Here is a 26,824-nt window from a genome sequence, read left to right as displayed (position 1 = left end):
TTCTCGCGGCATTTCTCCTAAATACCACAATGCTGACCGTTGGCATTTGGACGCCAAAGGAAATCATCCTTTTCAATTTTTTGCTGTATCTTCTTATTGTATATACGCCAATACACCAAAGACTGACGTGAACCAATTTCACGCGCCTCAGAAATTGTGGTAGCTCAAACTCTGATAAGTTAAAAAAGGAATCTCGTTGCAATGGCTTAATGCCTAGATATACTCAAAGACAACGTTTTCTGTTTAAGAAAGGTACGCCATGGAATACAACACTTCAGCACTTTGCGATATTTACCTCGATCAGGTAGATGTTGTCGAACCGATGTTCAGTAACTTTGGTGGTCGCGCATCGTTTGCAGGCCAGATCACGACAATAAAATGCTTTGAAGACAATGCATTGATCCGTGAAACTCTCGAACAAGACGGCATCGGGCGTGTACTGCTGATTGACGGTGGCGGTTCCTTACGTAAAGCGCTAATTGATGCAGAAATTGCAGCGCTAGCCGAAGAAAATGAATGGGAAGGCATTATTGTTTATGGCTGCGTTCGCGAAGTTGACGTACTCGAAGACATGAACTTAGGCATTCAAGCCCTTGCCTCTATTCCTGTAGGCGCAGCAAGTCAAGGTATTGGTGAGCATGATGTACCAGTAAACTTTGGCAGCGTTAGCTTCTTGCCGGAAGATTACGTCTACGCTGACAGCACAGGCATTATCCTATCTCCTGAACCACTTAATGTGGATCTCGAGCTGGGTGAAGAAGAATAGATCTTAGGTGTTAGAGCCTAGGATCCTAGGAACTGTCTTTCCCTAGAACCTTTCTTTTACCCAAATACACAAACACCCGCCGAAGCGGGTGTTGTTAATTCTGGATATGGAGTGAATTATTCCACTTCGTCCATTTTGCCAAGTAGTGCACGAATGCGCTCTTGCCATTGAGCATGCTCTTGTTGAGCTTGTTGAGATTTCTGCTCTAGATCTTCACGCTGAGAGCGAAGCTCGTTTGCTTCTGCTTCTAGCTTTACTTTGTCTTCTTTCAGCTCTTCAACTTCCATCTGAAGAAGAGTGATTGTATCAACTGCTGTTTGAATTTTTGCTTCTAGTTTTTCTAGTACTTCAAAAGACATCTTGGCCTACCTTTATTGTTCCGTGGGGACGATACTCGACAAATCGTCGGCACCTAACCTATAAGATTCATTCTACTCAGCGTAGCGACGAGAAACACTTACTATATTCGATATTTTGCATCATTCGGTCAAAAAATCAGCGCAATCTCACTAAACTCTGACTTTTCTGAACATGGTTGTATTTTTGCGCTCTATTTTTGGCTTCTTCACATTAAAAACTCACCCAATAATTGATCGAATTCAAGATAGTTAGAGTTAAAGCTCAGCAAAAAGGCAAACGTTTAACTTGCAATGTGGTAGAATCGCCGCGCAAATTTTTCTTCCCTCTTGTTACTTGGAGACATCATGAAACGCGATTTAGCAATGGCATTTTCCCGTGTTACTGAAGGTGCCGCTCTGGCTGGCTACAAATGGCTTGGCCGTGGTGACAAAAACGCAGCTGACGGTGCTGCCGTTGAAGTGATGCGTACCCTACTAAACAAAACCGACATTAGCGGTGAAATCGTTATCGGTGAGGGTGAAATTGATGATGCTCCTATGCTTTACATCGGTGAGCAAGTGGGTACAGGTGGTGATGCTGTCGATATCGCGGTAGATCCTATCGAGGGTACTCGCATGACGGCAATGGGCCAATCAAACGCATTAGCGGTGTTGGCGGCCGGTGAAAAAGGCAGCTTCTTGAAAGCGCCAGACATGTACATGGAAAAGTTAGTGGTAGGCCCTGGCGCGAAAGGCGCGATTGACCTCAATAAACCGCTCAAAGAAAACCTAGAAAACGTAGCAAAAGCATTAAACAAATCACTTGATACGTTGGTTGTTATCACACTAGCAAAACCTCGTCATGATGACGTGATTGCAGAAATGCAAGCGATGGGTGTACGCGTATTTGCTGTGCCTGATGGTGATGTAGCGGCTTCTATTCTAACTTGTATGCCTGACAGCGAAGTGGACTTAATGTACTGCATTGGTGGCGCACCAGAGGGTGTGGTTTCAGCGGCGGTTATTCGCGCGCTAGATGGCGATATGCATGGCCGACTTCTTCCTCGTCACGAAGTCAAAGGCGATACCGAAGAAAACCGCATTTACGGCGCGGCAGAACTTCAACGCTGTGAAGAGATGGGCGTGCAAGCGAACATCGTTCTTAAGATGGAAGACATGGCTCGCAGCGACAATGTTATCTTCTCCGCGACAGGTATTACTAAGGGCGATCTACTTGAAGGGATTACTCGCCAAGGTAACATCGCAACAACAGAAACTCTGCTTATTCGTGGCCGCTGTCGTACTATCCGTCGTATCAAGTCTACGCACTACCTAGATCGTAAAGACCCTGAAGTACGCGATATTATTCTTTAAACAGATACAAAGTTCCTAGGGCCTAGGATCCTAGGAACTTGCCTTTCTCCTAGGACCTCTCTGTTTTCCCTAGGATCTATCTTTTAAACCTTGTTTCCCCCAAAACTAAGTCAACTCTTCTCTTTACTAATCCTATCGCGCATAATATGTACTGATGTATAGATGGTGGGTATATGAAGACCGTAGATAGGATTTTGCAAATCGTTAAGCGTGATGGCTCTGTCACTGCGAAACAACTCTCTTCCGAACTGAACATGACAACCATGGGGGCTCGTCAGCACCTACAAGGTTTAGAAGATGACGGCATCCTATCGATTCATGATGTGAAAGTGAAAGTGGGTCGCCCTACTCGTCATTGGTCATTAACTCAAAAAGGGCATGAGCAGTTTGCTGATCGCCATGGCGAATTGACCATCCAATTTATTGAAGCCGTTGAGCACATTTTCGGTAAAGACGGGCTCGATAAAGTCACATCAGAGCGAGAAAAGCTCACGCTGAAACACTACCAATGGCATCTTGCACAATGCGCTTCACTGGAAAGCAAGCTCAATACGTTGGTTACGCTTCGCGAGAAAGAGGGTTACATGGCGGAGTTGGAGCAAGACGAGCAAGGCTTCATCCTCATCGAGAACCACTGCCCAATTTGTAAAGCCGCAACTCGTTGCCCTAGCTTGTGCCAATCTGAACTCAACGTGTTTCAATCACTGTTAGGTAGCGACACGCTCATAGAGCGCACAGAACACATTATCAACGGTCAGCGCCGCTGCGTTTATCGCATTCAAGAGCCCATCTCAGGCTGATTTCTCTACGGCTATCTGTACCGAATGGCCATCGTTAGCAAATGGCTATCGATGCCGAGAACTCTGCGCCAAAGACTCCGATCTAAGTTTCTTACAAATGAGACTATAACCAAATCCCCCTATCCTCCCTTTCTCAGTGGATTACGCTTTTATTAGTAAAAGCAGCGTCCTATGGATTGGGAGACAACATGACTGCCCCTCACAAGCCACAAGTTTTACCCTCGTTCGATGATATGGTCAAAATGGCCAAACGCGATCCGGAAGCCTTTGAGCAGTTCCGCCATGAAATGGCAAAAGAGATGATTGAAAGTGCCTCAGAAGAAATGCAACCACGCTTATGGGCACAACAAAGCCATATCGACCGAGTTATACATAATTGTAAGAACCCCAACCATACTAATGTGGTGCTAATGAACGAACTGCAAAAACAAGTCGCGAAGTTTAGAGAAGCGCTGCAAGGGGAAACGACACCGGCGCAAAAAGCAGATGTGGTGAGTTTAAAGACGTTTAAAGATAGAGATGGTTTTTATTGAACGTTCTTAGGCCATAGGTTTTTAAGTCCTAAACCCTAGTTGGAGCGCGCTAGACGTTTATACGTTTCAATGAGTTATTGAGAAAGCTGTTGGAATACTGGGCGCTTCGCTTACAGAATACAGAAAAAACCACGATTGCGCGTAATCAGTAACCCAAGATTTTAGGCCCTAGGATCCTAGGACCTGCTTTTTACCTAGGGCCTTTCTTTTCCTTTTACTCCGGCTCTGGTCCGTATTGGTTCTGGCCTGCGGTTCCTTTCAAGAAGCCACACTCTACCAAAATCCATACACCACAAATCAATGAGACAGAAGCAATCAACATTTGCGGTGTCGATGCTGCCTGAGCATCTGGGTTTGTCATTGGCGTAGCAATTCGGCCAATAATCAAAGGAATGTTTAATGCCAGCCAGTAGATTGACTTATTACGGTCATGCCAGCGTTTGGTCGTAATCGCCAGATCAGGAATAAGTAAAATAAGCAGAAACACCGGCAGAATGATGTAAGAAAACGCAGGAAACAGCTTGTTGATACCTACGCCAAAACCGAGTATCGAAATATAGTAAACAATATTCCAGGCCCAATATGTTTTTCGGCCTATACGCCCTTGAAACGAAAATAATAACTCTTTAATTGACATCGACTTTTATCCAAAAACCAGAATGGGTATAGAGTAACGAAGAGCACAATAAAGGGCAAAGAAAAGGAATGAAAAAAGGTTGTTGGTCCTTTTATCTATTCACCACTTTCTGGAAGCAATCAATATCCATATCACGAACATTCACCGTTAGGCTGCGTACATGGCTGGCTTGCTCTTGCAGCACCGTCATTAATGCTCTCGACAAGTCTCGCTTTTGCTCTGGTGTTCGGCCTGAGAGTAAATCAAAGTTAAGATGAATGAAGTCCACACTATCACCCTCATCGCCGACTAGCCAATGATGACAGCGCAATGCTCTGGACTTAACCGATGCAACGTCGAACAATCCGGTTCCAATGGCCGCTTTGTGTAAGTCTTCTAATAAACCTTGAACATTGACACGCTCATCCACCGAGTTGGAATATTCTAAAACTAAGTTTGGCATTGTGATTCCTTTCTGTTTATGGCGAACTTTTCACCCTTAGTAATACCAACCTGAGCGGCAATTTCCGAGGATTGAGCTATCATTCTGTCTACGTGATCACCAATCGATTGCTTTTGACAAAAATAACAGAACACATTCCGCATTGAGCAGATAAAGAAAGCCGAATAAGACATGACACCAATCATGATCTGTTCGCATTATTCTGTTATATTCCTACGTAGATTTTTTACATTAATTGATTATTTGACATTAAAGATAAGGGAGATATTCCTATGCGTCGTCCTGTAGTGATGGGTAACTGGAAACTAAACGGTAGCAAAGCAATGGTAACTGAGCTACTAGCGGGTATTAACGCTGAACTTGAAGGCGTTGAAGGCGTTGACGTAGCAGTAGCTCCACCAGCTCTTTACATCGGTCTAGCTGAGTGTGTCATCGCAGAAGGCGATAACAAAATTATCCTAGGTGCTCAAAACACTGACCTAAACAACAGCGGTGCATTCACTGGCGATATGTCTCCAGAAATGCTGAAAGACTTTGGTGCAACTCACATCATCATCGGTCACTCAGAGCGTCGTGAATACCACAACGAATCTGACGAGTTCATCGCGAAGAAATTCAACTTCCTAAAAGAAAACGGCCTAACGCCTGTTTTCTGTATCGGTGAATCTGAAGCGCAAAACGAAGCTGGCGAAACTGAAGCAGTATGTGCACGTCAAATCAACGCTGTTATTGACACTTACGGTGTTGAAGCGCTAAACGGTGCGATCATCGCTTACGAACCAATCTGGGCTATCGGTACTGGTAAAGCAGCAACAGCTGAAGATGCACAACGCATCCACGCATCTATCCGCGCACTCATAGCAGCGAAAGACGAAGCAGTTGCAGAGCAAGTAATCATCCAATACGGCGGTTCTGTTAAACCAGAAAACGCTGAAGCTTACTTCTCACAACCAGACATCGACGGTGCTCTAGTTGGCGGTGCTTCGCTAGACGCTAAGAGCTTCGTCGCTATCGCTAAAGCAGCGGCAGCCGCTAAAGCTTAATCTGTCTCGTAATAGACGATAGATAATCAAAAGGCCGATGTGAACACATCGGCCTTTTTGGTTTTTGAAAAAGATTATAGGTTTTAGGGCCTAGGTCCTAGATGGAGTGTGCTGGAAGTTTGTGCATTTCATTAGCTCTTGAGAAAGCGGTAGGAATACAGAACACAGAACACAGAACACAGAAAGCTAACGATTGCGCGTAATCCGTAATCCGTAATCCGTAATCCGTAATCCGTAATCCGTAATCCGTAATCCGTAATCCGTAATCCGTAATCCGTAATCCGTAATCCGTAATCCGTAATCCGTAATCCAAAACATTAGGCCCTAGGATCCTAGGACCTATCTTTTAAACCTAAACCCTATCTATTTCCCATAAAAGTCCTTATACCAAGCGACAAACTCTGCTACGCCCTCTTTCACGCTGACTTGTGGCTTGTAGCCTGTTGCGGCAAACAGATCTTCTGTATCTGCGTAGGTTTGGTATACATCACCTGGCTGCATTTCTCGGAAATTTTTCTTGGCCTCAATACCTAACTCATCTTCAATGGCTTTTACAAAATCCATCAAATTGATTGGTGAACCGTGGCCGATGTTGTACACCGCATACGGGGCAGAGCTGCTTGCTGGCGTGCCCGTTTCAACCGTCCAAGCCTCATCTTGTTGTGGGATCACATCTGCGATACGCACCACGCCCTCAACGATATCATCGACGTGCGTGAAATCTCGCCACATATCACCATTGTTATTAATGTCGATAGTGTCACCATCCAGAATCTTCTTGGTAAAGATGAACGGTGCCATATCTGGGCGACCCCAAGATCCATACACGGTAAAGAAACGCAGGCCCGTGGTCGGAATATCATAAAGGTGAGAATAGCTGTGAGCCATCAGCTCATTGGATTTCTTTGTCGCAGCGTACAAAGAAACAGGATGATCAACTGTATTTGATGTTGCAAATGGCACTTTGGCGTTTAAACCGTACACAGAACTCGATGATGCATACACCAAATGCTGCACTTGATTCTGGCGACATCCCTCAAGAATATTGAGATGACCAACCAAGTTTGAATCAGCGTACGCGTGCGGGTTCTCTAATGAGTAGCGAACGCCGGCTTGCGCGGCTAAATGAATGACTCGATCAAACTTTTCTGCAGCAAACAATTGCGCCATTGCTTCGCGGTCTGCGATATCCACATTCACAAATTTGAACAATGGATTTTCAATACGGGCTAGCCGTGCGTGTTTTAGGTTCACATCGTAGTAATCGTTAAGGTTATCAATACCAACAACCTCATGACCTGCTGTATTGAGTTTTTCTGCGGTCGCGCTTCCAATAAAGCCAGCCGCACCTGTTACAAGATACTTCATAGCATTCCTTTCCTTGGAATAAAAAAGCCAGTGAATATTCACTGGCTTTATGAAGTATAGGTGTGGATTTAATCACTACCAAATAAGTCACGGGTATAGACTTTTTCTGTAACGTCCGTTAACTCTTCTACCATACGGTTAGATACGATCACATCCGCCGTTTGTTTAAACTCATTCAAATCTTGGATCACGCGCGAATTAAAGAATTCTTGCTCTTTAAGTACTGGCTCGTACACCACCACTTCAATCCCTTTGGCTTTAATACGTTTCATGATACCTTGGATGGAAGAGGCACGGAAATTATCTGAACCTGCTTTCATGATCAAGCGGTAAATACCGACCACTTTTGGCTGACGCTTAATAATCGATTCTGCGACAAAATCTTTGCGAGTACGGTTTGCTTCTACAATTGCACCAATGATGTTATTTGGCACACTTTGGTAGTTAGCAAGAAGCTGCTTCGTATCTTTCGGCAAACAGTAACCACCATAACCAAATGATGGGTTGTTGTAGTGATTGCCAATACGTGGGTCTAAACCAACCCCCTCAATGATTTGGCGAGCATCCAAGCCATGAGCTTCTGCGTAAGAATCCAGCTCATTAAAATAAGCCACACGCATCGCAAGGTACGTATTCGAGAACAGTTTTACGGCTTCCGCTTCTGTCGAATCGGTAAATAGGACTTGAATGTCCTCTTTGATCGCCCCTTCAACCAACAGGCCTGCAAACATTTCTGCACGCTCACTGCGCTCACCAACGATAACACGTGATGGGTAAAGGTTATCGTAAAGCGCTTTACCCTCTCGCAAGAATTCTGGAGAGAATATAATATTCTCGCAATCCAACTCTTGTTTGATGCGTGCCGTATAGCCAACTGGCACCGTTGATTTGATCACCATGACCGCATCTGGGTTAATCGCCATGACATCTCTGATCACCGCTTCTACAGAAGAGGTATTGAAGTAGTTGGTGATAGGGTCATAATCGGTTGGGGTTGCAATAACCACATAATCAGCATTGAGGTATGCCAACGCTTTGTCTGTTGTTGCAACAAAGTTTAGCGACTTGTTTGCAAGAAAGTGCTCAATCTCTGCATCCACAATTGGCGATTGCTTATTGTTCAGCAATTCAACTTTTTCTGGGATGATATCAACCGCAACCACTTCATGATTTTGAGCTAACAACATAGCGTTAGAAAGCCCTACATAGCCGGTCCCCGCAACTGCGATTTTCATGGGTGAATCCTTAAGTTCAACTTTTACAAAAGCATAGCAGAATCAAGAAAACTGAACTAGATCTTAGGCTTTAGATTTTGGGCAATAGGGAAGTTAGGTCCTAGGGTCCTAGGGTCCTAGGGTCCTAGGGTCCTAGAAAGAGTTTGTTGGAGGTTTGAGTATTTCAATGGGTTTTGAGGAAGTTATTTGAATACGGGACGCTTCGCTTATGGAAACCAAGGGCCTAGGATAATAGGTCCTAGTTCCTAGAGGCGAGTTTGTTGGTCTCTCTGTGTATTTCTACGGCTTTTTGAGGAAGTTATTTGATTACAGAACGCTTCAAAGCACATCATCACCAATTATGTCATTCCAGCGAAATTAGGAATCTACTACCCACACGCAATTTAATCTGAGGTTATCACCTTAACTCTTTCAAAACTGGTCAGTAGATTCTGAATCACGTTCGTCCCTCACTGTTTAGAATGACAAGTATTCTTCTTATAATTCAAGAGCAAAGTTTGTGCATAATCCAAAAACCAAAACATTAGGTCCTAGAACCTAGGACCTGCTTTTTACCTAGGCCCTTTCTTTAACTCCCCTCGCACACTGACTAAATATCCACCACCCCAATGCATTAAATCAGTACCATATAATTGACATCATTTCTTAAGGACGAACCATGACAACAACCATCTGCGACCTTGCTAGTGTTATCCATCACGGTGGTAAACATACTGTGACGGGATCTTGCCATGAGCTAAAACTTTCTTTCGGAAGTATTCTGGTTGATTGTGGGCTTTTCCAAGGAAAGGATATTCAGTTTGGTGGACGCAATGCTTCACTGAATATTGAGTTCTCAATAAAACAGGTCAAAGCCCTAGTATTGACCCATGCACACATTGACCATATTGGACGCTTGCCCTGGTTACTTGCGGCAGGTTTTAAAGGCCCTATCTATTGCACCAAAGCGACTGCAGAGTTAGTGCCATTGATGCTGGAAGATGGATTAAAGCTGCAACTTGGACTCAATTACCATCAACGCCAGCAAGTACTCAATGTTATCAAAAAGCAGCTCAAGCCCTGTCTCTACCAACAGTGGCTGCCATTAGGTGGGCAGCACTATTTACGCTTTCAACCGGCTGGTCATATTCTTGGTTCTGCCTATGTGGAGTTCAAACTGCCCAACAGTGAAGTGATTGTCTTCTCTGGTGATCTTGGCCCTAGCAATACACCTCTGCTGCCCGATCCTAAATCACCAAAACAGGCGGACTATTTGTTTATTGAATGCACCTATGGGTACAAACAACATGAAGACGTTTCTACACGTACTGCGCGCTTAAACCACATCATTGACCATGCACTTAAAGATGGTGGCGTGATCCTTATTCCTGCGTTCAGTGTGGGGAGAACTCAAGAACTGCTTTTTGATATCGAGCAGTTGATTCATCAACGTGACTTACATTCCTCTCTGCCGATCATCTTAGACTCTCCTCTTGCTAAGCAAGTGACTAAAACTTATCGCCGCTTTAAAAAGCTATGGAGCACAGAGGCAAAAAACAAGCTAAACCATCAACGCCACCCACTTTCTTTTGAGCAATGCATCACGGTAGATAACCATCGAGCACATCTAGCCTTGGTTAACCGCCTAGCCTCAACGGATGAGCCTGCTATTGTCGTTGCGGCATCTGGCATGTGTGAGGGCGGGCGTATCGTTAACTATTTAGAGGCTCTGTTACCCGATGAGAAAAATGATGTGTTATTTGCTGGCTACCAAGCACAAGGTACGTTAGGGCGAGCGATTCAACAGGGAGACCCGGAGATATCCATTGGCGAACAACGTGTTGAGGTCAATGCGCAAATACACACCATGTCTGGTTACTCGGCCCATGCAGACCAAGCAGATTTACTGCGTTTTATTACAGGCATACCAACCAAACCGAAAGGCGTACACTTGATTCATGGAGAAACAAACGCGAAGCGAGAATTAGGGGAAATGATTGAACAGAATGGGGTTAAGGTTGTTGATTGATGGGGTTTTAGGTTTTTAGGGTCCTAGGTCCTAGGTCCTAGAGGGAGTTTGTTGATAGTTTTGCGATCGTTAAAGGCTTGATGGTAGTTGTGAGAGTACAGAACGCTTCGCTTCTCGATGACAGAAAAAGCGCCATACGCAACATCGTCATGCCTGCGAGCCTTGGCGAGACTAGGAATCTATTAGCTACACGCTGACCAGCAACGATTTAGAGTTAATGTTCCGCATTCTCTATGCCTTTACGAGGCTTACCGCATATACAAAAATGGGCACCATACTAGGTGCCCATCCTTTACTCATTGACCGCTTGATGAATATTTATTACCTCTTCATCAATATGGTTATGCTTCCAAACCAAATCGCCAATGCCATCAGTTGGATTAAAACCTGTTGGTGCGCTTAGTAGCAATGAACGAATTTTTTCATGGTCCATTCCGTGGCAGGCTAAATCAAGTTCATTGATGAGCGATTCATAATCTGACAACGATAAGTGTACTTCATGCGCCGTCATAATACGCTCATGAGCGGTTTGCTTGACATTATCGCCAATCAGCAACTCTTCATACAACTTCTCACCCGGTCGAAGCCCTGCAAACTGGATTTCAATATCACCATGTGGGTTTTCATGTGATTTAACTTCTAAACCCGAAAGCTGAATAAGATTGCATGCTAGATCGGTAATTTTTACGGATTCGCCCATATCAAGTACGAACACATCCCCACCTTTGCCCATCGCACCCGCTTGAATCACAAGTTGGGCAGCCTCTGGAATGGTCATAAAGTAACGCGTGATATCTGGATGCGTTACCGTTACTGGGCCACCTGCTGCGATTTGCTTTTTAAATAATGGGATTACAGAACCAGACGAGCCAAGCACGTTACCAAAGCGCACCATGCAAAAACGAGTGCCATTCGCTTTCTCGTTCTCTTGCTCAGCCAAAGCTTGTAAGCCAAGCTCCGCCATTCGCTTCGTTGTGCCCATTACATTGGTTGGGCGCACCGCTTTGTCGGTAGAAATTAGAACAAATGATTCGACGCCTGCTTTAATGGCCGCAGTAGCCGTATAGTAGGTACCGTAAACATTGTTACGCACGCCTTCGATGACATTGTATTCCACCAACGGGACGTGCTTATAAGCGGCGGCATGATACACAGTTTGTACTTTAAACGATGCCATGATGGTTTCTAGACGATGCTGCCTTTGTACCGAGCCTAACAGCGGAATGATATCGCAGCTCAACCCTTTTTGTTGCTTAAGCAGATTAAGCTCACGGTCAATTTGATACAAACCGAATTCCGATAACTCAAACAAAATGATCGATGTTGGGTTTTGCTCCACAATCTGACGACAAAGCTCGGAACCGATAGAGCCTCCGGCACCTGTCACCATAACCACTTTATCTTTGATGTTCGCCTCAAGAAGCACTTGTTGTGGTGCTACAGGATCTCGTCCTAGCAAATCTTCAATCGCGACATCTTTAAGCTCATCAATTTGTGCCTTACCGGATACAATATCCGTCATATCTGGCACAGTGAGCACCTCTACGGGTAACTTAGCAAGATCATCTAAAATCAACTTTCTTCGAGAACGCTTCGCGCTGGGTACTGCTAGCAATATCTGTGAAATGTCGTATTTATTGATGACAGGCATGACATCTTCTATTGCAAACACCGGCAAACCTAAAATCATGGTATTGCACAGTGTCGGATCGCCATCAACAAAAGCACGAACGCGATATTCGCCGGAGCTTCTTAATGCCATAGCGAGTTGACGACCACCGGAACCTGCGCCGTAGATGAGTACCTCTTTGTTCTGGTTATTCGCATAACTTTGCGCGACAAGAGAACGTACGATCACCCGAGGACCACCGCAGAACAGCGCTAAGAATGCGCCATAAATGATCGGCACCGTTCTTGGGAACGGATCACTCATGTAAAAGCTCAATGCTGCAACAACAGTAGCAGAAACTAATGCACCAGCGGTGACAACAAACAGAGCTTGAAAAGTGAGATAACGCAGTACTGCACGATAGAGCCCTAACCGCGCAAACACAATCACGGTGATCAAGGTGACAACCACTTGTATTCCCCATACTGCAGGGTAGGTAAAGTAATTGGTTTCACCTGAACGGACCAAAATTGCAAGATGAAAAGCAAGAAAAATCAGCACCGTATCAATCAAGACACTGACTATTCGCTTATTTGTTCGAGAAAGTTGCCATAAAAATTGTAGACGTTGCATAGTATTATTAGTTTTAGTAAGTATCAGCGATAAACCTAGTAAGTTTAGATCTACAATTCATATTGTTTTGAATTTTAGAGCGTCGTAACTAGGAAAGTTTTCAGTGAAGCGTAATGCACGAGCGCAGTAGATTGCAAATTGATATCGTGAATTCTTAGAAAGATATAGGAAAAAGAGTGGCAGATATACCACTCAATGTTCAATAGCTTGAGAGGTTATTTAACCGCGTCCCCAGAGCCGCTTCCTGTTACCGTCATCATGATGTATTTGAAGTAATCTTTGACTGTGAGCGTATCGATCATTTGCTTATCTGTTTTTGCAAGCAACGCTGGTGTCGACATATCAATGTTTTGTACTTGTGCTAAACCCGTAATGCCTGGCAATACTTCATAGACTCCCTTCGCATCACGCTCTGCAATGAGCTCTTCTTGATTGAACAAATTCGGGCGCGGTCCGACCAAACTCATTTCACCTTTTACCACATTAATCAATTGTGGGAGTTCATCAATCTTAGTTTTACGCAGAAAGCCGCCAAGTTTGGTAATAGAAGCATTGCTCGCTAAGTGGCTCGCCACTGACTTGGTTTCTACCGACATAGTGCGGAACTTGATCAGTTTAAACGGTTTTTTATTACGACCAACACGCTCTTGAACAAAAATTGGTGAGCCCGTATCAAATAGACCAATGATGGTAACGATGAGTAATACTGGCCATAAAAAAAGCAAACCAAAAAAGGCTGCTAGGAAATCAATTAAACGGATCATTTACTATTTTACTCCTGAGTCACGCAAAGTCGCCATTGCATGCTTCATTGTTAAAGGAGGCGTCCAACCCAACACCTCTTTGATGTTAGAAGAATCCACTTCTAAGTTACCATAAAGCTGCTCAATCATGGCCGATTTACCGGTAAGTTTACCTACTAAGCGCATTAGACTCACAGGCACTGGCAGTTGAATCACGTTTTTATCTAGTCCATCAGCAATGGCATTAGTAAACTCTTTAATCGAAACTGTCTCACCATCACTCGCTAAAAAAGTATGTCCCGTAGCGTCTGGGTGGGTTGCACAGGTAACCAGTAAATCCGCTAAGTTTTGGACGGCGATGAAATCTCTTCGGTTATTAGCCAAGCCAAAAGGTAATACCGGTAATTTATTAACTAACTTCGTTATCATCCCAAAATTACCTGGTGCGTTAGGGCCATAAACTAAAGTAGGCCTGACTATAACGACTTCTAGGCCTGTTTCTTCCGCTATTTTCTTAAGTCCTAGCTCTGCTTCATATTTAGATTGGGCATAATCATTATGCGGATTAAATGTCGAGTCAGGAGCGAACCGTTCAAGCTGTGTTGTGACTCCATTCACACCAATAGAACTAACAAAAACAAAGCGTTTTACGCCAAATTTGGCGGCCTCACTTGCTAAACGCAAAGTTCCTTCTGTATTTACATTGATGTAGTCTTTGCTTGATGTCCCTATCTTATGGGCAATGCCTGCTAAATGTACTATCGCATTGACATCATAAAAACACTGAACCCAATTCGTATTCGCATCAATACTATCGACTATAAATTTATCTTCAAATTCATAATCCTCACCTTTACGCACAACACAACGGCAATCACTATGTATCAGAGCTAACCGTTGACCAACAAAACCTGTGGCCCCTGTCAGTAAAATTTTCATTCTATAGCCTAAGATTTGAAATGTTCATATAACTTGTTAATCATTTGTTCGAAGTTAAATTCATTTCTGTATTTTTCATAAGAATTGTCACCCATAATTGCGAGTTCTGTTTTGGTTTTGGAAAGCACATCCACAATAACCTGAGATAACGCTTTAGGGTCTGATGGGGGAACCAAATAACCAGTAACTCCATCTTCAATTAACTCACAAACGCCACCAACATTTGATGCTATAATCGGTTTTCGATAAGACATTGATTCGATGAGAGACAAAGGCAATCCTTCAGACTTTGAAATAAGAAAAACCAAATCACACTCTTTATAAAATTCACCCAACTTTTCTTTAAAACCTAAAAATTTAATTTTTCCCGAAAGGCCTAATTCAGCAGTTTTATGCATATAATATTCAAACTGGTCACCATCTCCCAAGACTGTAATAATCCAATTACTATGAACTAGCTCAACCTCTTTCATTGCAGTTAGAAGCGTACTAAAATCTTTGGGATGCTGAAAACGGGTGACAGTTAATAGATTATACTCAGCATTGCATGACATTTTTTTACATGTAAGTGGATCACGCACACCACTATATATGAGACTTGTTTTCTTTTTAGATATCATCAATTGTTCATTGGCGAAGTCCAAGTCTTGCTTTGAAATACAGATTACCTTATCACAAAAGAATGACATTACATTCTCGATAACGCTGTATAATTTTCGCCCAAATAGACGAGATGAGCGAATGTGTGACCACCCGTGAGCAATAAATATGACTTTGGTGTTAACACCGATTAGTGCAAGTCGCCCTACAAGACCAGCTTTAGCTGAATGAATAACAACGACTTCAGGTTGTAAAGATTTAACAAGATCACGAAAAGAAAATACACTTTTCAGATCATTAAAAAAAGAGAACTCTCGAACAATAGTGTCTAACCTTATATATTTTAAACCTATTCTCTCAACTTCTTTACTAAAAACACCGTATCCACCAGCAACTATCGTGACTTCATGACCATCTTGCTGAAACCTATCAGATGTTTCTAGAATATACTTTTGAGCCCCGCCTACAGTATCTGATCTAGTTATTAATTGAATGATTTTCATATTACCCTACACTGCCTTAAACCAAATTCTCAAAAACTACTAACTAAGCACTATCCATAAACACTCTTGTAGGGCAAGATTATGACCCCTTACCCTGCAAGGACTTGCGATAGATAAGCGTTATTTCTATTCGCTTTCTTTTGCTTCCGCTTAATACCTGCTTTAAAGCTAGTTTCTGCCGTTAACAGATTGAGAGCAATGTGCCTAACAACTGCAAAATTCTCTCCTGCCAGTTCTCGACGTATCCTACAACTATCTTCATTGAAGCCGACATCCAACGCCAGTGCATTTGGTTCTCGATACTCCAATGAGCCCGAGTACTTTCCAATAAGTTTTTAGCAGACAATTCCGCTGAGCTAATATAACTCTTTATCTGCACGTCTCTGCTGGCCTACTGCCTTCTTGTCTTATCGACACCACGACACCGACAGTTTTCAATCCCGGCCATTCAAGTGCGATATCTCCAAGTAAAGACATATCGTGCTCTACTAAACTCAATCGAGTTTCTAAGCGTCCATGGCCTTTCTCTTGGGTGACATATTGGTCACCATCAAACTGCTGTAACATGCCTGAATGGAACACTTGGTTTAGCGCTTTTTGATTACCCTTTACTGCTAAGAGGTAGTCAGAACCTTTGTCCCTGATTTTATTAGCAATGTTTTTTTGGCAGCCCATGGCATCAATGGTGACAAGGCATCCTCTGATTGAGAGTAACTCTAATAGCTCTGGAATCGCTTTAATCTCATTGGTCTTATCTCCTGTTTTGACTTGCCCTAAAACAGTTTGATTTACTGCGCTAAATGCACTGACCATATGAATTGCAGAACGTTCTTCAGATTTATTATAAAGGCCGCGAACGGTTTTACAATTTATCGCCACCACTTCACCATCTGTAATTTGATTACAATCTTTCAGCCCCTTTTGCGTCGCTGATGGGCTCACCATGCCCATGACGCAAGCGATAATATACTATTCTCAATATCACAAAGGGGTTTAAGAAATTCGGTTCAGCATTCAACAAAATCAAAGGTTCTTTCCCACGTATCAAAACCAGATAGCTCACCACAGATCGTAAAAGATCGATAATCTTTTATCAGTTCGAAATACATAAATGGGTTCGTTATTGTCATCACAATCTGGCTCCGATTAAGTACAGAAACATTAAACATCAGTCAGAATGATGTACAAATTGAGCTAAAATGAGTTTCCAGTGTTGTGATGAATGTTGAAGAAATGGCTTGTAAATTAGAAGATGCCAATTTGACGTAAGCCCTTAAAGAAAGGGCTCGTTCATGCGATTATCCAGCAAGCACAGTCTGCCTTTTCACTCTCAACTCATCGGAATACTTCATTCAATAACCAATTATTAATGTCATTCAAACAGTAGAATCAATAAAAGTTGGGACTATCACCTTTAACTAAATTACTATATAGTGCTATATACTTTTCTGCAGCAGAGTCTAAAGAGTAATGTGCCAAAACTCTACGCCTCGCATTTATGCCCATTTCTTTCTTAGAAGCGCTACTTAATTCGATCGCTTCAGTTATTTTTTCTGCAAGCCATACAGAATTCTTAGGCTCAACCAAAAAGCCACAATCCCCAACAACTTCCCTTACACCACCACAATCAGTGGCTACAACCACTTTTTCACAAGCCATAGCCTCAGCAACAGCGAGCCCGAATCCTTCAAACTCAGATGACAGAACAAAAATATCGCTATCTGAAATCAGTTCAGCAACATCCTTTCTTGTGCCCAAAAATGACACATGGGTTTTAATTTCCAGCGTATCAACAAGAGAATTCAATTCAGATTTCAGTGAGCCATCCCCAACTATTTTTAGATGAATTTGGGGATATACAATTTTAAGTTTAGAAATAGCTCTCAATAAATTAGGATAGTCCTTTTCTTTACACAGTCTTCCAACAGCTATTAATCGAATTTTATCGTGTCTATTAGGAGAGTGTCGTGGGTAAAAAATATTAGCATTTATTCCGTTCGGAATAGCGATGATTCGCCCCTTCCTGGCTGCACCTTTAGCAATAAAAACATCTGCAGCCTCATTGCTTACATTTGTAAACATATCGCAAAAACGGTCAGTAAACCGATAGGCTAACATTCTAATATACCCCCCCTCATTTGTACTATGAGCCGTACAAATCAACTTAGGCCCTAATGGAAAAACGTTAACTAATCGTGATAATAAATTGGCATGAATCATATGACTGTGTACAACATCCGGTTTTAACTCAAAAATCAAACGCCTTAGCTTCATATAACCCGAAAATATATCTTTATAGCCAAACATTTCTAAAGAAACAATATCCACTTCTTTAGAGTTAGGTCTAAGAAAAATATCTCCTGTCAAATAAACGATTGTAACTCGGTATCCTTTATCTACATAAAAATCAGCTAAATTTATAACTAAATTTTCTGCACCTCCCATTCCGAGCCCTGTAACAACAAAAAGAATATTCATCACTTTCCTCTAAAGAACCCAACAACCTTAACAATATGACAATATGTATAAAACGAATTCTTCCATTTCAAAGAAATCAATAAGTTATACATTGGAGAAAGAAAGCCTCGAAATGATGGTGTCACACGTAACATTACTCTTGTAGATATACCATCAGCCTTAAAGCGTTCGACAGCCCATTTTTTTTCATAACGAGTACGAGGAAATTTATGTATAACACTTGCATTTCCCAAGTACATAGATTTTTTATCTAAAAAACCCAACCTTATTAAGAACTCGGTTTCTTCACCAGATAATAAGTTGTTTCCAATTCTTCCCAATCTAGGGTCAAAACGTTCCGATCCTACCGCTTTCATCGAGAGAATCATATTAGCGCCCACTGGTCCAACTCTTGTCGGATAAACTTTCAAATCCGTTCCAAAGTCTTGTAACGAGTAAAGTCCCCAAAAAGCGCTATCAAACCAAAGAGGAAGATCGACCTCAGGATCAGGAATTATTCGTCCACCAAAAAATTCAATGTCAGGATTATTCTTAGTTGCAGTTACTACATTATTTAGCCAATTCTCACATGGTACTGCATCGTCATCGATGAAACATATATAGCGACCTTCGGATAAATCTAAAGCAGCGTTTCTGGCGTGCGATAATCCAGCTTTTTCTTCGAAATGATAACATTCCAATAAATTATTGAATTTTACGACATTTTTAGTATTATCCGAGGAGTTGTTATCAATAATAATTACTTGAATGTCAAATTCACAATTTTTAATTTGCTTATTTAAAACACTCAAAGTTTGATTTAAAATATCACATCGATTATATGTGCATATTGCAACTGTTAAATCATAAGAATAGTCCATAAAAAAAACCTTTAAAACAATAAAAATAACTCTTGATACTTAAGCTACCGTTCAACAGCAATGACTTGATCCCCCTCAAAAAAGATAACGCAAAATCAGCCCGATATCGCCTTGGTATATATCCCTGCCTTGCCAAAAAAACACCATTCCTAGAGGAGTAGAAATATCGAATGGGTGTGTGTCTCACATATTCTTTATTATTTCGCTTAACTCCTGGCTTACCAAACTCGTGCTTCATTTTTATATTCTTTAATATTAAATTTTTGTAGCCCGATGCCCTCAAGCGGAAATGGAAATCATATTCAACACAGTCGATAAATAACTTTTCATCCATACCCCCCATCGCCAAATAAACATCTTTTGAAATCAAACATCCTGATGATTGTATAATATCGGTATCAATAAAAACATCAGAAGCTTCATATATATATTTGTCTTTTATGGCTAATTTATCCACAAAAGGGGCAATCACACCAAAATTAACGTTATTGTTTATTTTCTTATATTCTAAAATTCCAATTAAGCTTTTTGCAGAAATAAAACTATCTTGATCAAAAAAGAAAATTTCGTTCTTAGTGGAATACTCAACACCTATGTTTTGAGCCTTAGCAATACCTTCATTGAATTTCAGCCGTATTAATTTCACCTTATCCATAACTGTGGAAAAGTCAAAACTTGAACTTGCATTATCAACAATAATTATTTGAATCCCATCAACCGTAAACAATTCATCAACAAACCTAAGCAATGTTTCACTTGGGTTATAAGTAACAATCACAACACTAAACATTAAATTTCTCAAACTTTTGCTTATTTAAAAAGAAAATTCTAATCAAGATAACACAAAAAATTATTTTAACATTCCCCGTCAAATTCATCATCAGCGTTTCAGTTAGAAACTGTAGAAATAAAGATCCTGTCATTGATGCATAAATAATAAACATAGTAGTATATTTAGACGACATAATAAATGTCACACAATAAAATAACACATATATCACTCCACCTAATATAATCCCTCCTTTTCCAAAGTCAGAGATAAAAGGCTGAAGAGCTGTGTAAATATTGGTTTCCTCGGGGGTAAACGTATATGGCAAGATTCCTGATATAGGTTCAGATGAGCTTAAACCAAAAAATCTCAAGATATTATAGAAAGAAGAAAAAGTATATTCTCCTAATTGATTTTTATCTACAGTTGTTATCGTAACATCGTTAAGAGCAACTATAGGAGCAAATAAGTACGAAACGATCATATCTTCAATAACAGAAGCATTTCCGGCGTTATTAATACGAGCCTGAGTCATTATAAAAAACATGAAGAGAATTATGATTGAACCAAAAAACAATTTTTTTAATGACTTAAAACCCTTATTATTAACATAAATAACAGATAAGCTAACAACATAATTCAGCAACCAAAACTTACTCATAGTTGCTAGGACATACAATATAGAGAAAGTTAAGCAGAACAAGAATATTTTAGAGTAACTCCTACTCTCCAAACTAATATAGAATGTCCAAAGCAATAAGGCATACATGAGGGGATAGAATGCGCTAACTATTGATAACTGATTGCTTTTAATTGAACCAATAGCCACCATTCTCAAATTTAGAAAAAAAGACGAACTAGAAGCAGTATTTCCTATAACATAAATATCATAAGTTATCTTTAATACCAATAAAACACTAAACAACAATAATATAGGGGCATATTTGTTCAAATGGTAACTATCTGTTGATCTGCTTTTTTTAGTAAAAAAAGACCCAGTTAGGAAAAATAAGTTTAGCCCAACACACCAAACAGATATGGTTATTATCACCCAAGATTCAATTTCATTAAAATCATCAATCTTTGTTAGACCAAAGAAAATTGGTATAAGCCAACATAAACTATTAATAACTACTGGTGATACCAAATGTATTGTTCTGTATTTAGCAAGATACAATTCTATAAAAATAAAGAAAAGCAAGACTAGTACAGATATATATAAATACTCACCCATTATTAAAATACTTCATCAAAGCATAATCCAATATCATCCTTAAACTCCAAACGATAGCAGCGCCGACGATCCCAAAACTATTAACAGCAAGAAACAACGCAAAAATATAAGGTAAAATTTCAAACAAGTGGATCTTAGATATTATTGCGGTTTTGCCTTTTGATAATAACTCTGTATAGGGTTTTTGGGATAAGGCATTAAACCAAAAACCAATTAATAGCCATTGTATTATATTGGATGTTTTCTCAACATAAGCATCACCAAGCCAAATTTTAACTATTGTGGGTGATAAAAAGAAAACAAATCCACTAACCGTCAAAAATAGCATCGCTATCGATATATATAATCTTTCATCAATTTTTTTGCCACCATTTATTTCCGTAAATATGACACGATATATTGATTGAGGAAGAATTGCCATTTTACCAACAAGATCCAACGCCATTGTATAATAAACCACTACGTTTGCACCGAGCACGCTTGATATAATAAATCGATCTGAATAAAGGAGGCCTTGATTTATCAAATTACTCAATCCAATCCACTTTCCAAAAGAAAATAACTTCACAAGTATATTTTTATCAAAGAAATTTGGAGTTGGAAATAATGTGATTTTCTCTATATAAAACACAAAGATAAGAACAAGAAAAAAGAATATCTTTGTTATTGCAAAAGCAAATATCAAATCACTTAACGAATATATGCCTAACGAAATCATAAAGCATGGCATTAGAGCCGTTAGCACATTATTAAACACTCTTATATACATCAATAATTTATATTTAGAAAACCCTTCTAAAACTGCTTGCATTAAGTTTAGAGTTGTCACTAAAGGAATTATTACACCAATAATTTTAAACGACAGACTTGCATCATCAATATAGCCTTCGCTTACATTTACCAAATCAACAAGATGTTCAGAGAATACTAAAATAATAGTAGATGGTATAATCGATAATATACACATAGCATAGAGTAATGTTGTAAATATTTCGTTTATGCTTTCCACTCTATCTTTAGAAGACAATCTCCAAATGGCTGATTGAGAGAGCCCAAAATCAAATATCATTCCATAGTTTAAAAATGTAACAATAAGCACATATAAACCTAGAACTTCCGCATCTAAATATCTTGATAAAACCCCCATTGAGATAAACATAAACAAAGCGGGGATAACAAAACTAATTAAGTTAAAAATTGAGTTTTTCATAATTTATTTGAGGTATCACAATACACTTAAAGTGTAGCACTCAATAAAAATGAAACTCCTTTGGTATCTTTTTCCGATAATATCGGGGATTTGATTATAGGCCAATTAACTCTTAAGGTTTCATCATTCCATTTAATTGAGAGTTCATATTCAGGATTATAATAATCTGTACACTTGTATACAAATTCAGCTTCATCACTAGTAACATAAAACCCATGAGCAAAACCTTCTGGTATCCATAACTGCCGTTTGTTTTCAGCCGAAAGATACTCACCGATCCACATCCCAAAGGTTGGTGAATCTTTACGGATGTCCACTGCGACATCAAATACCTCCCCTGAAACTACACGAACCAGTTTACCTTGTGTATTTTCTGTTTGGTAGTGTAGTCCTCTCAAAATCCCTTTCTTAGATTTGGAATGATTATCTTGTACAAACCTCGTTGGTTTTCCTGTGACTAATTCTTCGAATCGCTTTTGGTTCCAGGTTTCCATAAAAAAACCACGCTCATCACCAAATACTGTAGGTTCGATGATCTTCACATCTGGAATGTTTGTATCGATAACTTTCATAGTATTATTCCGCGTATGCTTTAATGCTTGTTAATGCGATTTGCCAATCACTTGCTTCGATGGCAAACGCCTCGTCGATTTTTCTCGTACTTAGTTTCGAGTTGCTAGGACGCTTGGCTGGCGTTGGGTATTGTTCTGTCGCAATGCTGGATAGAGTTGGCTTATTTTCTAAGACGCCATGTTCAACTGCGGTATCAAAAATTGCATTCGCGAATTCATACCAGCTTACATGTGGCAACCCCGAATAATGGTATACTCCATACTCTACTGGTTTATCATTTGATATGGTTTTGGCTATTTCAACAAGTACTTTAGCAATGTCGCCTGCGTAGGTAGGACCGCCAAATTGGTCACCAACAATACTTAACTCATCACGATTTGCTGCTAGACGAAGCATGGTCTTAACAAAGTTGTTGCCATGCTCGCCAAACACCCATGCAGTGCGTAAAATAACATGCTGATCACACGCCTCAGCAACTGCAACCTCTCCTGCTAGCTTGCTAGCACCGTAAACAGTTTGAGGATTGGTCGCGTCGCTCTCTACATACTCGCCGACTTTGTTACCTTCAAAAACATAATCTGTCGAAATATGAAGGATTGCAGCACCAACTCCTTGCCCTGCCACAGCTAGATATTTAGGACCATCACGGTTAATTGCGAATGAAAGTTCCACTTCTTGTTCGGCTTTATCAACCGCCGTATGCGCTGCTGCGTTGATGATGATTGTCGGCTTAAAAGCTTTTACTGCTGCATTCACCACTTCTTGATTGGTGATATCAAGCTCTTCTCTATCAACAGCCAACAAGACAACGTTTTCAGTGTTGGAAAGAATTTCTGTTAGGCAATGACCTACCTGCCCGTTACAACCTGTGACTAAAACTCGCATTATACATTCGCCTTAATTTTTCTTTCATTCACCAAGCGGGCTAAATACTGTCCGTAATCATTTTTCATCATCGGCTCTGCAAGTGTTAACACTTGTTCATCCGATAACCAGCCATTGCGCCATGCGATTTCTTCCAAACATGCGACTTTCAAGCCCTGTACATGCTCTATGGTTTGAACAAAAGAAGAGGCTTCATGCAGACTTTCGTGAGTGCCTGTATCTAACCACGCGAAACCGCGACCTAAAAGTTCCACATTGAGTGAACCATCATTTAGATACAGTTCGTTGAGCGTGGTGATTTCTAACTCACCACGATGAGAAGGCTTCACTTGCTTAGCCATTTCTACCACACGGTTATCGTAAAAGTACAACCCCGTAACCGCATAGTTTGACTTTGGTGTTAATGGCTTTTCTTCAATCGACACGGCTTTCATGTTGGCATCAAACTCCACGACGCCAAAACGCTCTGGATCTTTTACTTGATAACCAAACACCGTCGCACCAGATTCGCGCGCTGCTGCGCGCTTTAACGTGTCTGAAAATGATTGGCCATAGAAGATGTTATCGCCCAGCACCAAACACACACTGTCATCACCAATGAATTCTTCACCAATAATAAACGCTTGTGCTAAACCATCAGGGTTTGGTTGAATCGCATACTCTAAATTGATACCAAAATCAGTCCCATCACCCAACAAACGCTTGAAGCCAGCTTGGTCTTCTGGCGTGGTAATGATCAAGATATCGCGAATAGCCGCCAGCATCAGAGTTGAAATTGGGTAGAACACCATTGGTTTATCGTAAATCGGCAAAAGCTGTTTAGATACACCGCGCGTTAATGGGTAAAGACGAGTACCAGAACCGCCCGCAAGTACAATACCTTTCATTAGAAATAGATCCTTGGTTGGTAGGGCATAGTTCCTAGGAAAAACTAGGATCTAGAGCCACAAATATTTGTAGAAGATAGAGTGCGATCAGTTAATACCTAAACGTTCGCGTTGGTAGCTGCCGTCTTGAACGTTTTGGCACCACTGTTGGTTATCTAGATACCATTGAACGGTCTTTCGAAGTCCGGTTTCAAACGTTTCAACCGGTGCCCAACCGAGCTCTTTTTGCATTTTACTTGAATCAATCGCATAGCGACGGTCATGGCCAGGACGGTCCTGAACGTAGGTAATTTGCTCAGCGTACTTGGTATCTTTTGGTACTAGCGCGTCCAAAATGTCACAAATTGTGTTCACCACTTCGATGTTTTTCTTCTCGTTATGACCGCCAATGTTGTATGTCTCACCAACCTTACCTTCGGTTACTACTTTGTATAGTGCACGGGCGTGGTCTTCCACAAATAGCCAATCACGGATTTGGTCACCTTTACCATAAATCGGAAGGTCTTTACCTTCTAGGGCATTAAGAATAACGAGTGGGATCAATTTCTCAGGAAAGTGATAAGGACCGTAGTTGTTCGAGCAGTTAGTCACGATGGTCGGCATACCATAAGTGCGCAGCCATGCACGAACTAAATGGTCACTGGATGCTTTTGATGCGGAGTAAGGGCTTGATGGCGCATACGGAGTGGTTTCCAAGAACATCGGTAGCACCGTGCCCGCTTCAACTTCATCTGGATGTGGCAAATCACCATACACTTCATCCGTAGAAATGTGGTGGAAGCGGAATGCTTGTTTCGCCGTCTCATCGAGCTTATTCCAGTATTCGCGCGTCGCTTCAAGTAGTGTATACGTACCGATAATATTGGTTTCAATGAAAGCAGCTGGGCCTGTGATTGAACGGTCAACGTGTGATTCTGCCGCTAAGTGCATCACTGCATCCGGCTTGTGACTGTCAAACACTCGGTTAAGCTCTGCTCTATCGCAAATGTTTACTTGCTCAAACGCGTAACGCTCGCTTGATTCTACTGAAGCTAAAGATTCAAGGTTGCCTGCATAGGTTAGACAATCGACATTAACAACACTATCCGAGGTGTTTTCGATGATGTGGCGCACTACTGCAGAGCCAATAAAGCCCGCACCGCCAGTCACAAGTATTTTCATTTTTTAACTTACCAACGTTATACAACACTACTTAGAGTGCTTCAAAACTTCCATTTTCCATCTCAGATATTCAAAACCACCTGAGACACTTTTTATTCAAAATGAGACAACCAGACTTAGCCATCTCGTTGTAATTGTTTGATTTCAAACATCTTGCCAAACTAGCCCCAATAGGTAATGCAAAGCCTAGGTCCTAGGTTCTCAGCCCTCTGTATCTTCTTTTCGAAACGCAAAGCGTACTAGAACAATCGCCACACCCAACATGCCACCAAGCAATGTACCTAACACACAAATCAGTGCGCGTTTCGGCCCATCTTTCAGCTCAGGGACCACTGCCGGATCAACGACTTTAAAGATGAACTCTTCTTGTACTTCAGCTAGCATCAGGCTCTTGGTTTGCTCTTCAATCAGTTTATAAAACGTGCTCTGCATGTCAGCCACGGCTGTTTTTTGTAACTGGGTATTTAGGTAAGCTAGGTTTTGTGAGGTTTCCGCAATCGTGCGTTCACGCATTACTTTATTGATGTCTTCAATTAACCAATTAACCCATTGCTGCGCTATATATGGTGAGTAGTTTTTAACTGAGACCGTATACAAGCCGCTTTCTTTGTCTTGGCTAACGCTCAAGACCTCTTTACTGAACACTTCAAACGCTTCTTGTGCCGTTGGTGTTGCACCACGTAGGCCTTTTGCCTCACGCAACCACTCACCTGTAGTTGGGTTATAAAGCTCTTCATCCAGAATCAGCTTATTGTTCGCTAAATCCCAATCTTTAGCTGCCATTAATGGCACAAGTAAATCATGTTTGTTGATGAATGCTTCAACAAACTGGCGAGACTTCATTACTTGAACAGCTAAATCGGTTTGAGAGGATTCACCTGCCCCCAAGTTCACACCAGCTAGAGCCGCTAGTCCGCCCAGTTGCCCTGCCATTTTTGAAAGGCCACCACCACCCGAGCTTTCTGCAGGAGCAAGCAACGCATCCGATTTGTAGATATTTGGTAGGCTTAGTGCGTAAAGTGCCGCACCAACGGCGAAGACAAATGTGGTTGCTATGATGATCCACTTACCTTTCCACAATGCAACGAACAGTTCGCGCAAGTCGATTTCGTCATCCGCAGGTTGTTGGCTGTGTGGTGGGTACGGTAGGTAATGTTGTGGGTGTTCTTTTTGTGGTTCCATTGGTGTATAAGGTC

General features: G+C 41.3%; 25 protein-coding genes and 1 pseudogene. 6 read left to right on the top strand and 20 right to left on the bottom strand.

Annotated features, from left to right (window positions below; translation table 11 throughout):
* The first annotated feature begins 259 nt into the window (after positions 1–259).
* The gene (gene rraA, locus KHN78_RS05385; protein WP_128811845.1) at positions 260–766 is read left to right on the top strand and encodes a ribonuclease E activity regulator RraA; all 507 of its coding nucleotides are present in this window, start codon (positions 260–262) and stop codon (positions 764–766) included.
* A 116-nt stretch (positions 767–882) separates the two neighbouring features.
* Here the strand turns inward: rraA and zapB are convergent, their stop codons facing one another.
* Entirely contained in the window at positions 883–1,125 is a 243-nt protein-coding gene (gene zapB / locus KHN78_RS05380; RefSeq protein WP_211915513.1) for a cell division protein ZapB, read from the bottom strand.
* A gap of 345 nt (positions 1,126–1,470) precedes the next feature.
* On the opposite strand from zapB, the gene glpX reads away from it, so the two are divergent.
* The 3 genes from glpX to KHN78_RS05365 all read left to right on the top strand — a co-directional run bounded on the left by glpX (position 1,471) and on the right by KHN78_RS05365 (position 3,811).
* On the top strand, positions 1,471–2,478 hold the full coding sequence (glpX, locus tag KHN78_RS05375) for a class II fructose-bisphosphatase (RefSeq protein ID WP_211915514.1): 1,008 nt from the start codon (positions 1,471–1,473) through the stop codon (positions 2,476–2,478).
* Positions 2,479–2,651: 173 nt separating this feature from the next.
* Positions 2,652–3,278, top strand: a complete 627-nt coding sequence (locus KHN78_RS05370) for a helix-turn-helix transcriptional regulator (RefSeq protein ID WP_211915515.1) — start codon at positions 2,652–2,654, stop codon at positions 3,276–3,278.
* Between the two features lie 188 nt (positions 3,279–3,466).
* Entirely contained in the window at positions 3,467–3,811 is a 345-nt protein-coding gene (locus KHN78_RS05365) for a DUF3135 domain-containing protein (RefSeq protein WP_211915516.1), read from the top strand.
* A 214-nt stretch (positions 3,812–4,025) separates the two neighbouring features.
* On the opposite strand, the gene KHN78_RS05360 is transcribed toward KHN78_RS05365, so the two are convergent.
* Positions 4,026–4,448, bottom strand: a complete 423-nt coding sequence (locus KHN78_RS05360) for a DUF805 domain-containing protein (protein ID WP_128811855.1) — start codon at positions 4,446–4,448, stop codon at positions 4,026–4,028.
* A gap of 91 nt (positions 4,449–4,539) precedes the next feature.
* Positions 4,540–4,890, bottom strand: coding sequence for a 5-carboxymethyl-2-hydroxymuconate Delta-isomerase (locus KHN78_RS05355; protein WP_211915517.1), 351 nt, complete (start codon positions 4,888–4,890; stop codon positions 4,540–4,542).
* 272 nt (positions 4,891–5,162) lie between these two features.
* On the opposite strand from KHN78_RS05355, the gene tpiA reads away from it, so the two are divergent.
* The gene (gene tpiA, locus KHN78_RS05350; RefSeq protein ID WP_128811859.1) at positions 5,163–5,933 is read left to right on the top strand and encodes a triose-phosphate isomerase; all 771 of its coding nucleotides are present in this window, start codon (positions 5,163–5,165) and stop codon (positions 5,931–5,933) included.
* 363 nt (positions 5,934–6,296) lie between these two features.
* Here the strand turns inward: tpiA and KHN78_RS05345 are convergent, their stop codons facing one another.
* Together KHN78_RS05345 and KHN78_RS05340 are read right to left on the bottom strand one after the other, a co-directional pair.
* Positions 6,297–7,301: an NAD-dependent epimerase gene (locus KHN78_RS05345; RefSeq protein WP_211915518.1), complete on the bottom strand. Its 1,005-nt coding sequence runs from the start codon at positions 7,299–7,301 to the stop codon at positions 6,297–6,299.
* Between the two features lie 68 nt (positions 7,302–7,369).
* Positions 7,370–8,536 carry a nucleotide sugar dehydrogenase gene (locus KHN78_RS05340; RefSeq protein ID WP_211915519.1) on the bottom strand — a complete coding sequence of 389 codons (1,167 nt, stop codon included), beginning with the start codon at positions 8,534–8,536 and terminating at the stop codon, positions 7,370–7,372.
* Between the two features lie 658 nt (positions 8,537–9,194).
* Between KHN78_RS05340 and KHN78_RS05335 the strand changes: the two genes are divergently transcribed.
* Positions 9,195–10,544, top strand: coding sequence for an MBL fold metallo-hydrolase RNA specificity domain-containing protein (locus KHN78_RS05335; RefSeq protein WP_211915520.1), 1,350 nt, complete (start codon positions 9,195–9,197; stop codon positions 10,542–10,544).
* 292 nt (positions 10,545–10,836) lie between these two features.
* Here KHN78_RS05335 and KHN78_RS05330 read toward each other — a convergent pair whose 3' ends face one another.
* From KHN78_RS05330 to KHN78_RS05260, 15 genes and pseudogenes are all read right to left on the bottom strand, one after another.
* A complete protein-coding gene (locus KHN78_RS05330; RefSeq protein WP_211915521.1) occupies positions 10,837–12,786 on the bottom strand; it encodes a polysaccharide biosynthesis protein in 1,950 nt (649 codons plus the stop codon).
* Positions 12,787–13,001: 215 nt separating this feature from the next.
* Positions 13,002–13,550: a sugar transferase gene (locus tag KHN78_RS05325; protein ID WP_211915522.1), complete on the bottom strand. Its 549-nt coding sequence runs from the start codon at positions 13,548–13,550 to the stop codon at positions 13,002–13,004.
* A gap of 3 nt (positions 13,551–13,553) precedes the next feature.
* The gene (locus KHN78_RS05320) at positions 13,554–14,468 is read right to left on the bottom strand and encodes an NAD-dependent epimerase/dehydratase family protein (protein WP_211915523.1); all 915 of its coding nucleotides are present in this window, start codon (positions 14,466–14,468) and stop codon (positions 13,554–13,556) included.
* Between the two features lie 8 nt (positions 14,469–14,476).
* A complete protein-coding gene (locus KHN78_RS05315) occupies positions 14,477–15,571 on the bottom strand; it encodes a glycosyltransferase family 4 protein (protein WP_211915524.1) in 1,095 nt (364 codons plus the stop codon).
* An 89-nt stretch (positions 15,572–15,660) separates the two neighbouring features.
* A pseudogene (locus KHN78_RS05310) lies at positions 15,661–16,704 on the bottom strand (ISAs1 family transposase).
* Between the two features lie 256 nt (positions 16,705–16,960).
* A complete protein-coding gene (locus KHN78_RS05305) occupies positions 16,961–18,049 on the bottom strand; it encodes a glycosyltransferase (RefSeq protein WP_211915525.1) in 1,089 nt (362 codons plus the stop codon).
* Positions 18,049–18,909 (bottom strand): glycosyltransferase, encoded by an 861-nt coding sequence (locus KHN78_RS05300; RefSeq protein ID WP_211915526.1) that lies wholly within the window; start codon positions 18,907–18,909, stop codon positions 18,049–18,051. Before KHN78_RS05300 ends, KHN78_RS05305 begins: the two co-directional genes overlap by 1 nt.
* Positions 18,893–19,699 carry a glycosyltransferase gene (locus KHN78_RS05295; RefSeq protein WP_211915527.1) on the bottom strand — a complete coding sequence of 269 codons (807 nt, stop codon included), beginning with the start codon at positions 19,697–19,699 and terminating at the stop codon, positions 18,893–18,895. Before KHN78_RS05295 ends, KHN78_RS05300 begins: the two co-directional genes overlap by 17 nt.
* Entirely contained in the window at positions 19,692–20,912 is a 1,221-nt protein-coding gene (locus KHN78_RS05290) for an O-antigen polymerase (RefSeq protein ID WP_211915528.1), read from the bottom strand. The genes KHN78_RS05295 and KHN78_RS05290 overlap by 8 nt, the downstream gene beginning before the upstream one ends.
* Positions 20,905–22,122: a flippase gene (locus KHN78_RS05285; protein WP_211915529.1), complete on the bottom strand. Its 1,218-nt coding sequence runs from the start codon at positions 22,120–22,122 to the stop codon at positions 20,905–20,907. Before KHN78_RS05285 ends, KHN78_RS05290 begins: the two co-directional genes overlap by 8 nt.
* A 26-nt stretch (positions 22,123–22,148) precedes the next feature.
* Positions 22,149–22,694, bottom strand: a complete 546-nt coding sequence (gene rfbC / locus KHN78_RS05280) for a dTDP-4-dehydrorhamnose 3,5-epimerase (RefSeq protein ID WP_211915530.1) — start codon at positions 22,692–22,694, stop codon at positions 22,149–22,151.
* A gap of 4 nt (positions 22,695–22,698) precedes the next feature.
* Positions 22,699–23,580 carry a dTDP-4-dehydrorhamnose reductase gene (gene rfbD / locus KHN78_RS05275; RefSeq protein ID WP_211915531.1) on the bottom strand — a complete coding sequence of 294 codons (882 nt, stop codon included), beginning with the start codon at positions 23,578–23,580 and terminating at the stop codon, positions 22,699–22,701.
* On the bottom strand, positions 23,580–24,467 hold the full coding sequence (rfbA, locus tag KHN78_RS05270) for a glucose-1-phosphate thymidylyltransferase RfbA (protein WP_211915532.1): 888 nt from the start codon (positions 24,465–24,467) through the stop codon (positions 23,580–23,582). The genes rfbD and rfbA overlap by 1 nt, the downstream gene beginning before the upstream one ends.
* An 87-nt stretch (positions 24,468–24,554) precedes the next feature.
* Positions 24,555–25,628 (bottom strand): dTDP-glucose 4,6-dehydratase, encoded by a 1,074-nt coding sequence (rfbB, locus tag KHN78_RS05265; protein ID WP_211915533.1) that lies wholly within the window; start codon positions 25,626–25,628, stop codon positions 24,555–24,557.
* 201 nt (positions 25,629–25,829) lie between these two features.
* Positions 25,830–26,810, bottom strand: a complete 981-nt coding sequence (locus KHN78_RS05260) for a Wzz/FepE/Etk N-terminal domain-containing protein (protein ID WP_211915534.1) — start codon at positions 26,808–26,810, stop codon at positions 25,830–25,832.
* Positions 26,811–26,824 lie beyond the last annotated feature (14 nt).

It is taken from the genome of Vibrio sp. B1REV9, assembly GCF_905175395.2.
Taxonomy (GTDB): domain Bacteria; phylum Pseudomonadota; class Gammaproteobacteria; order Enterobacterales; family Vibrionaceae; genus Vibrio; species Vibrio alfacsensis.
This window is presented reverse-complemented; position numbering and strand designations above follow the sequence as displayed.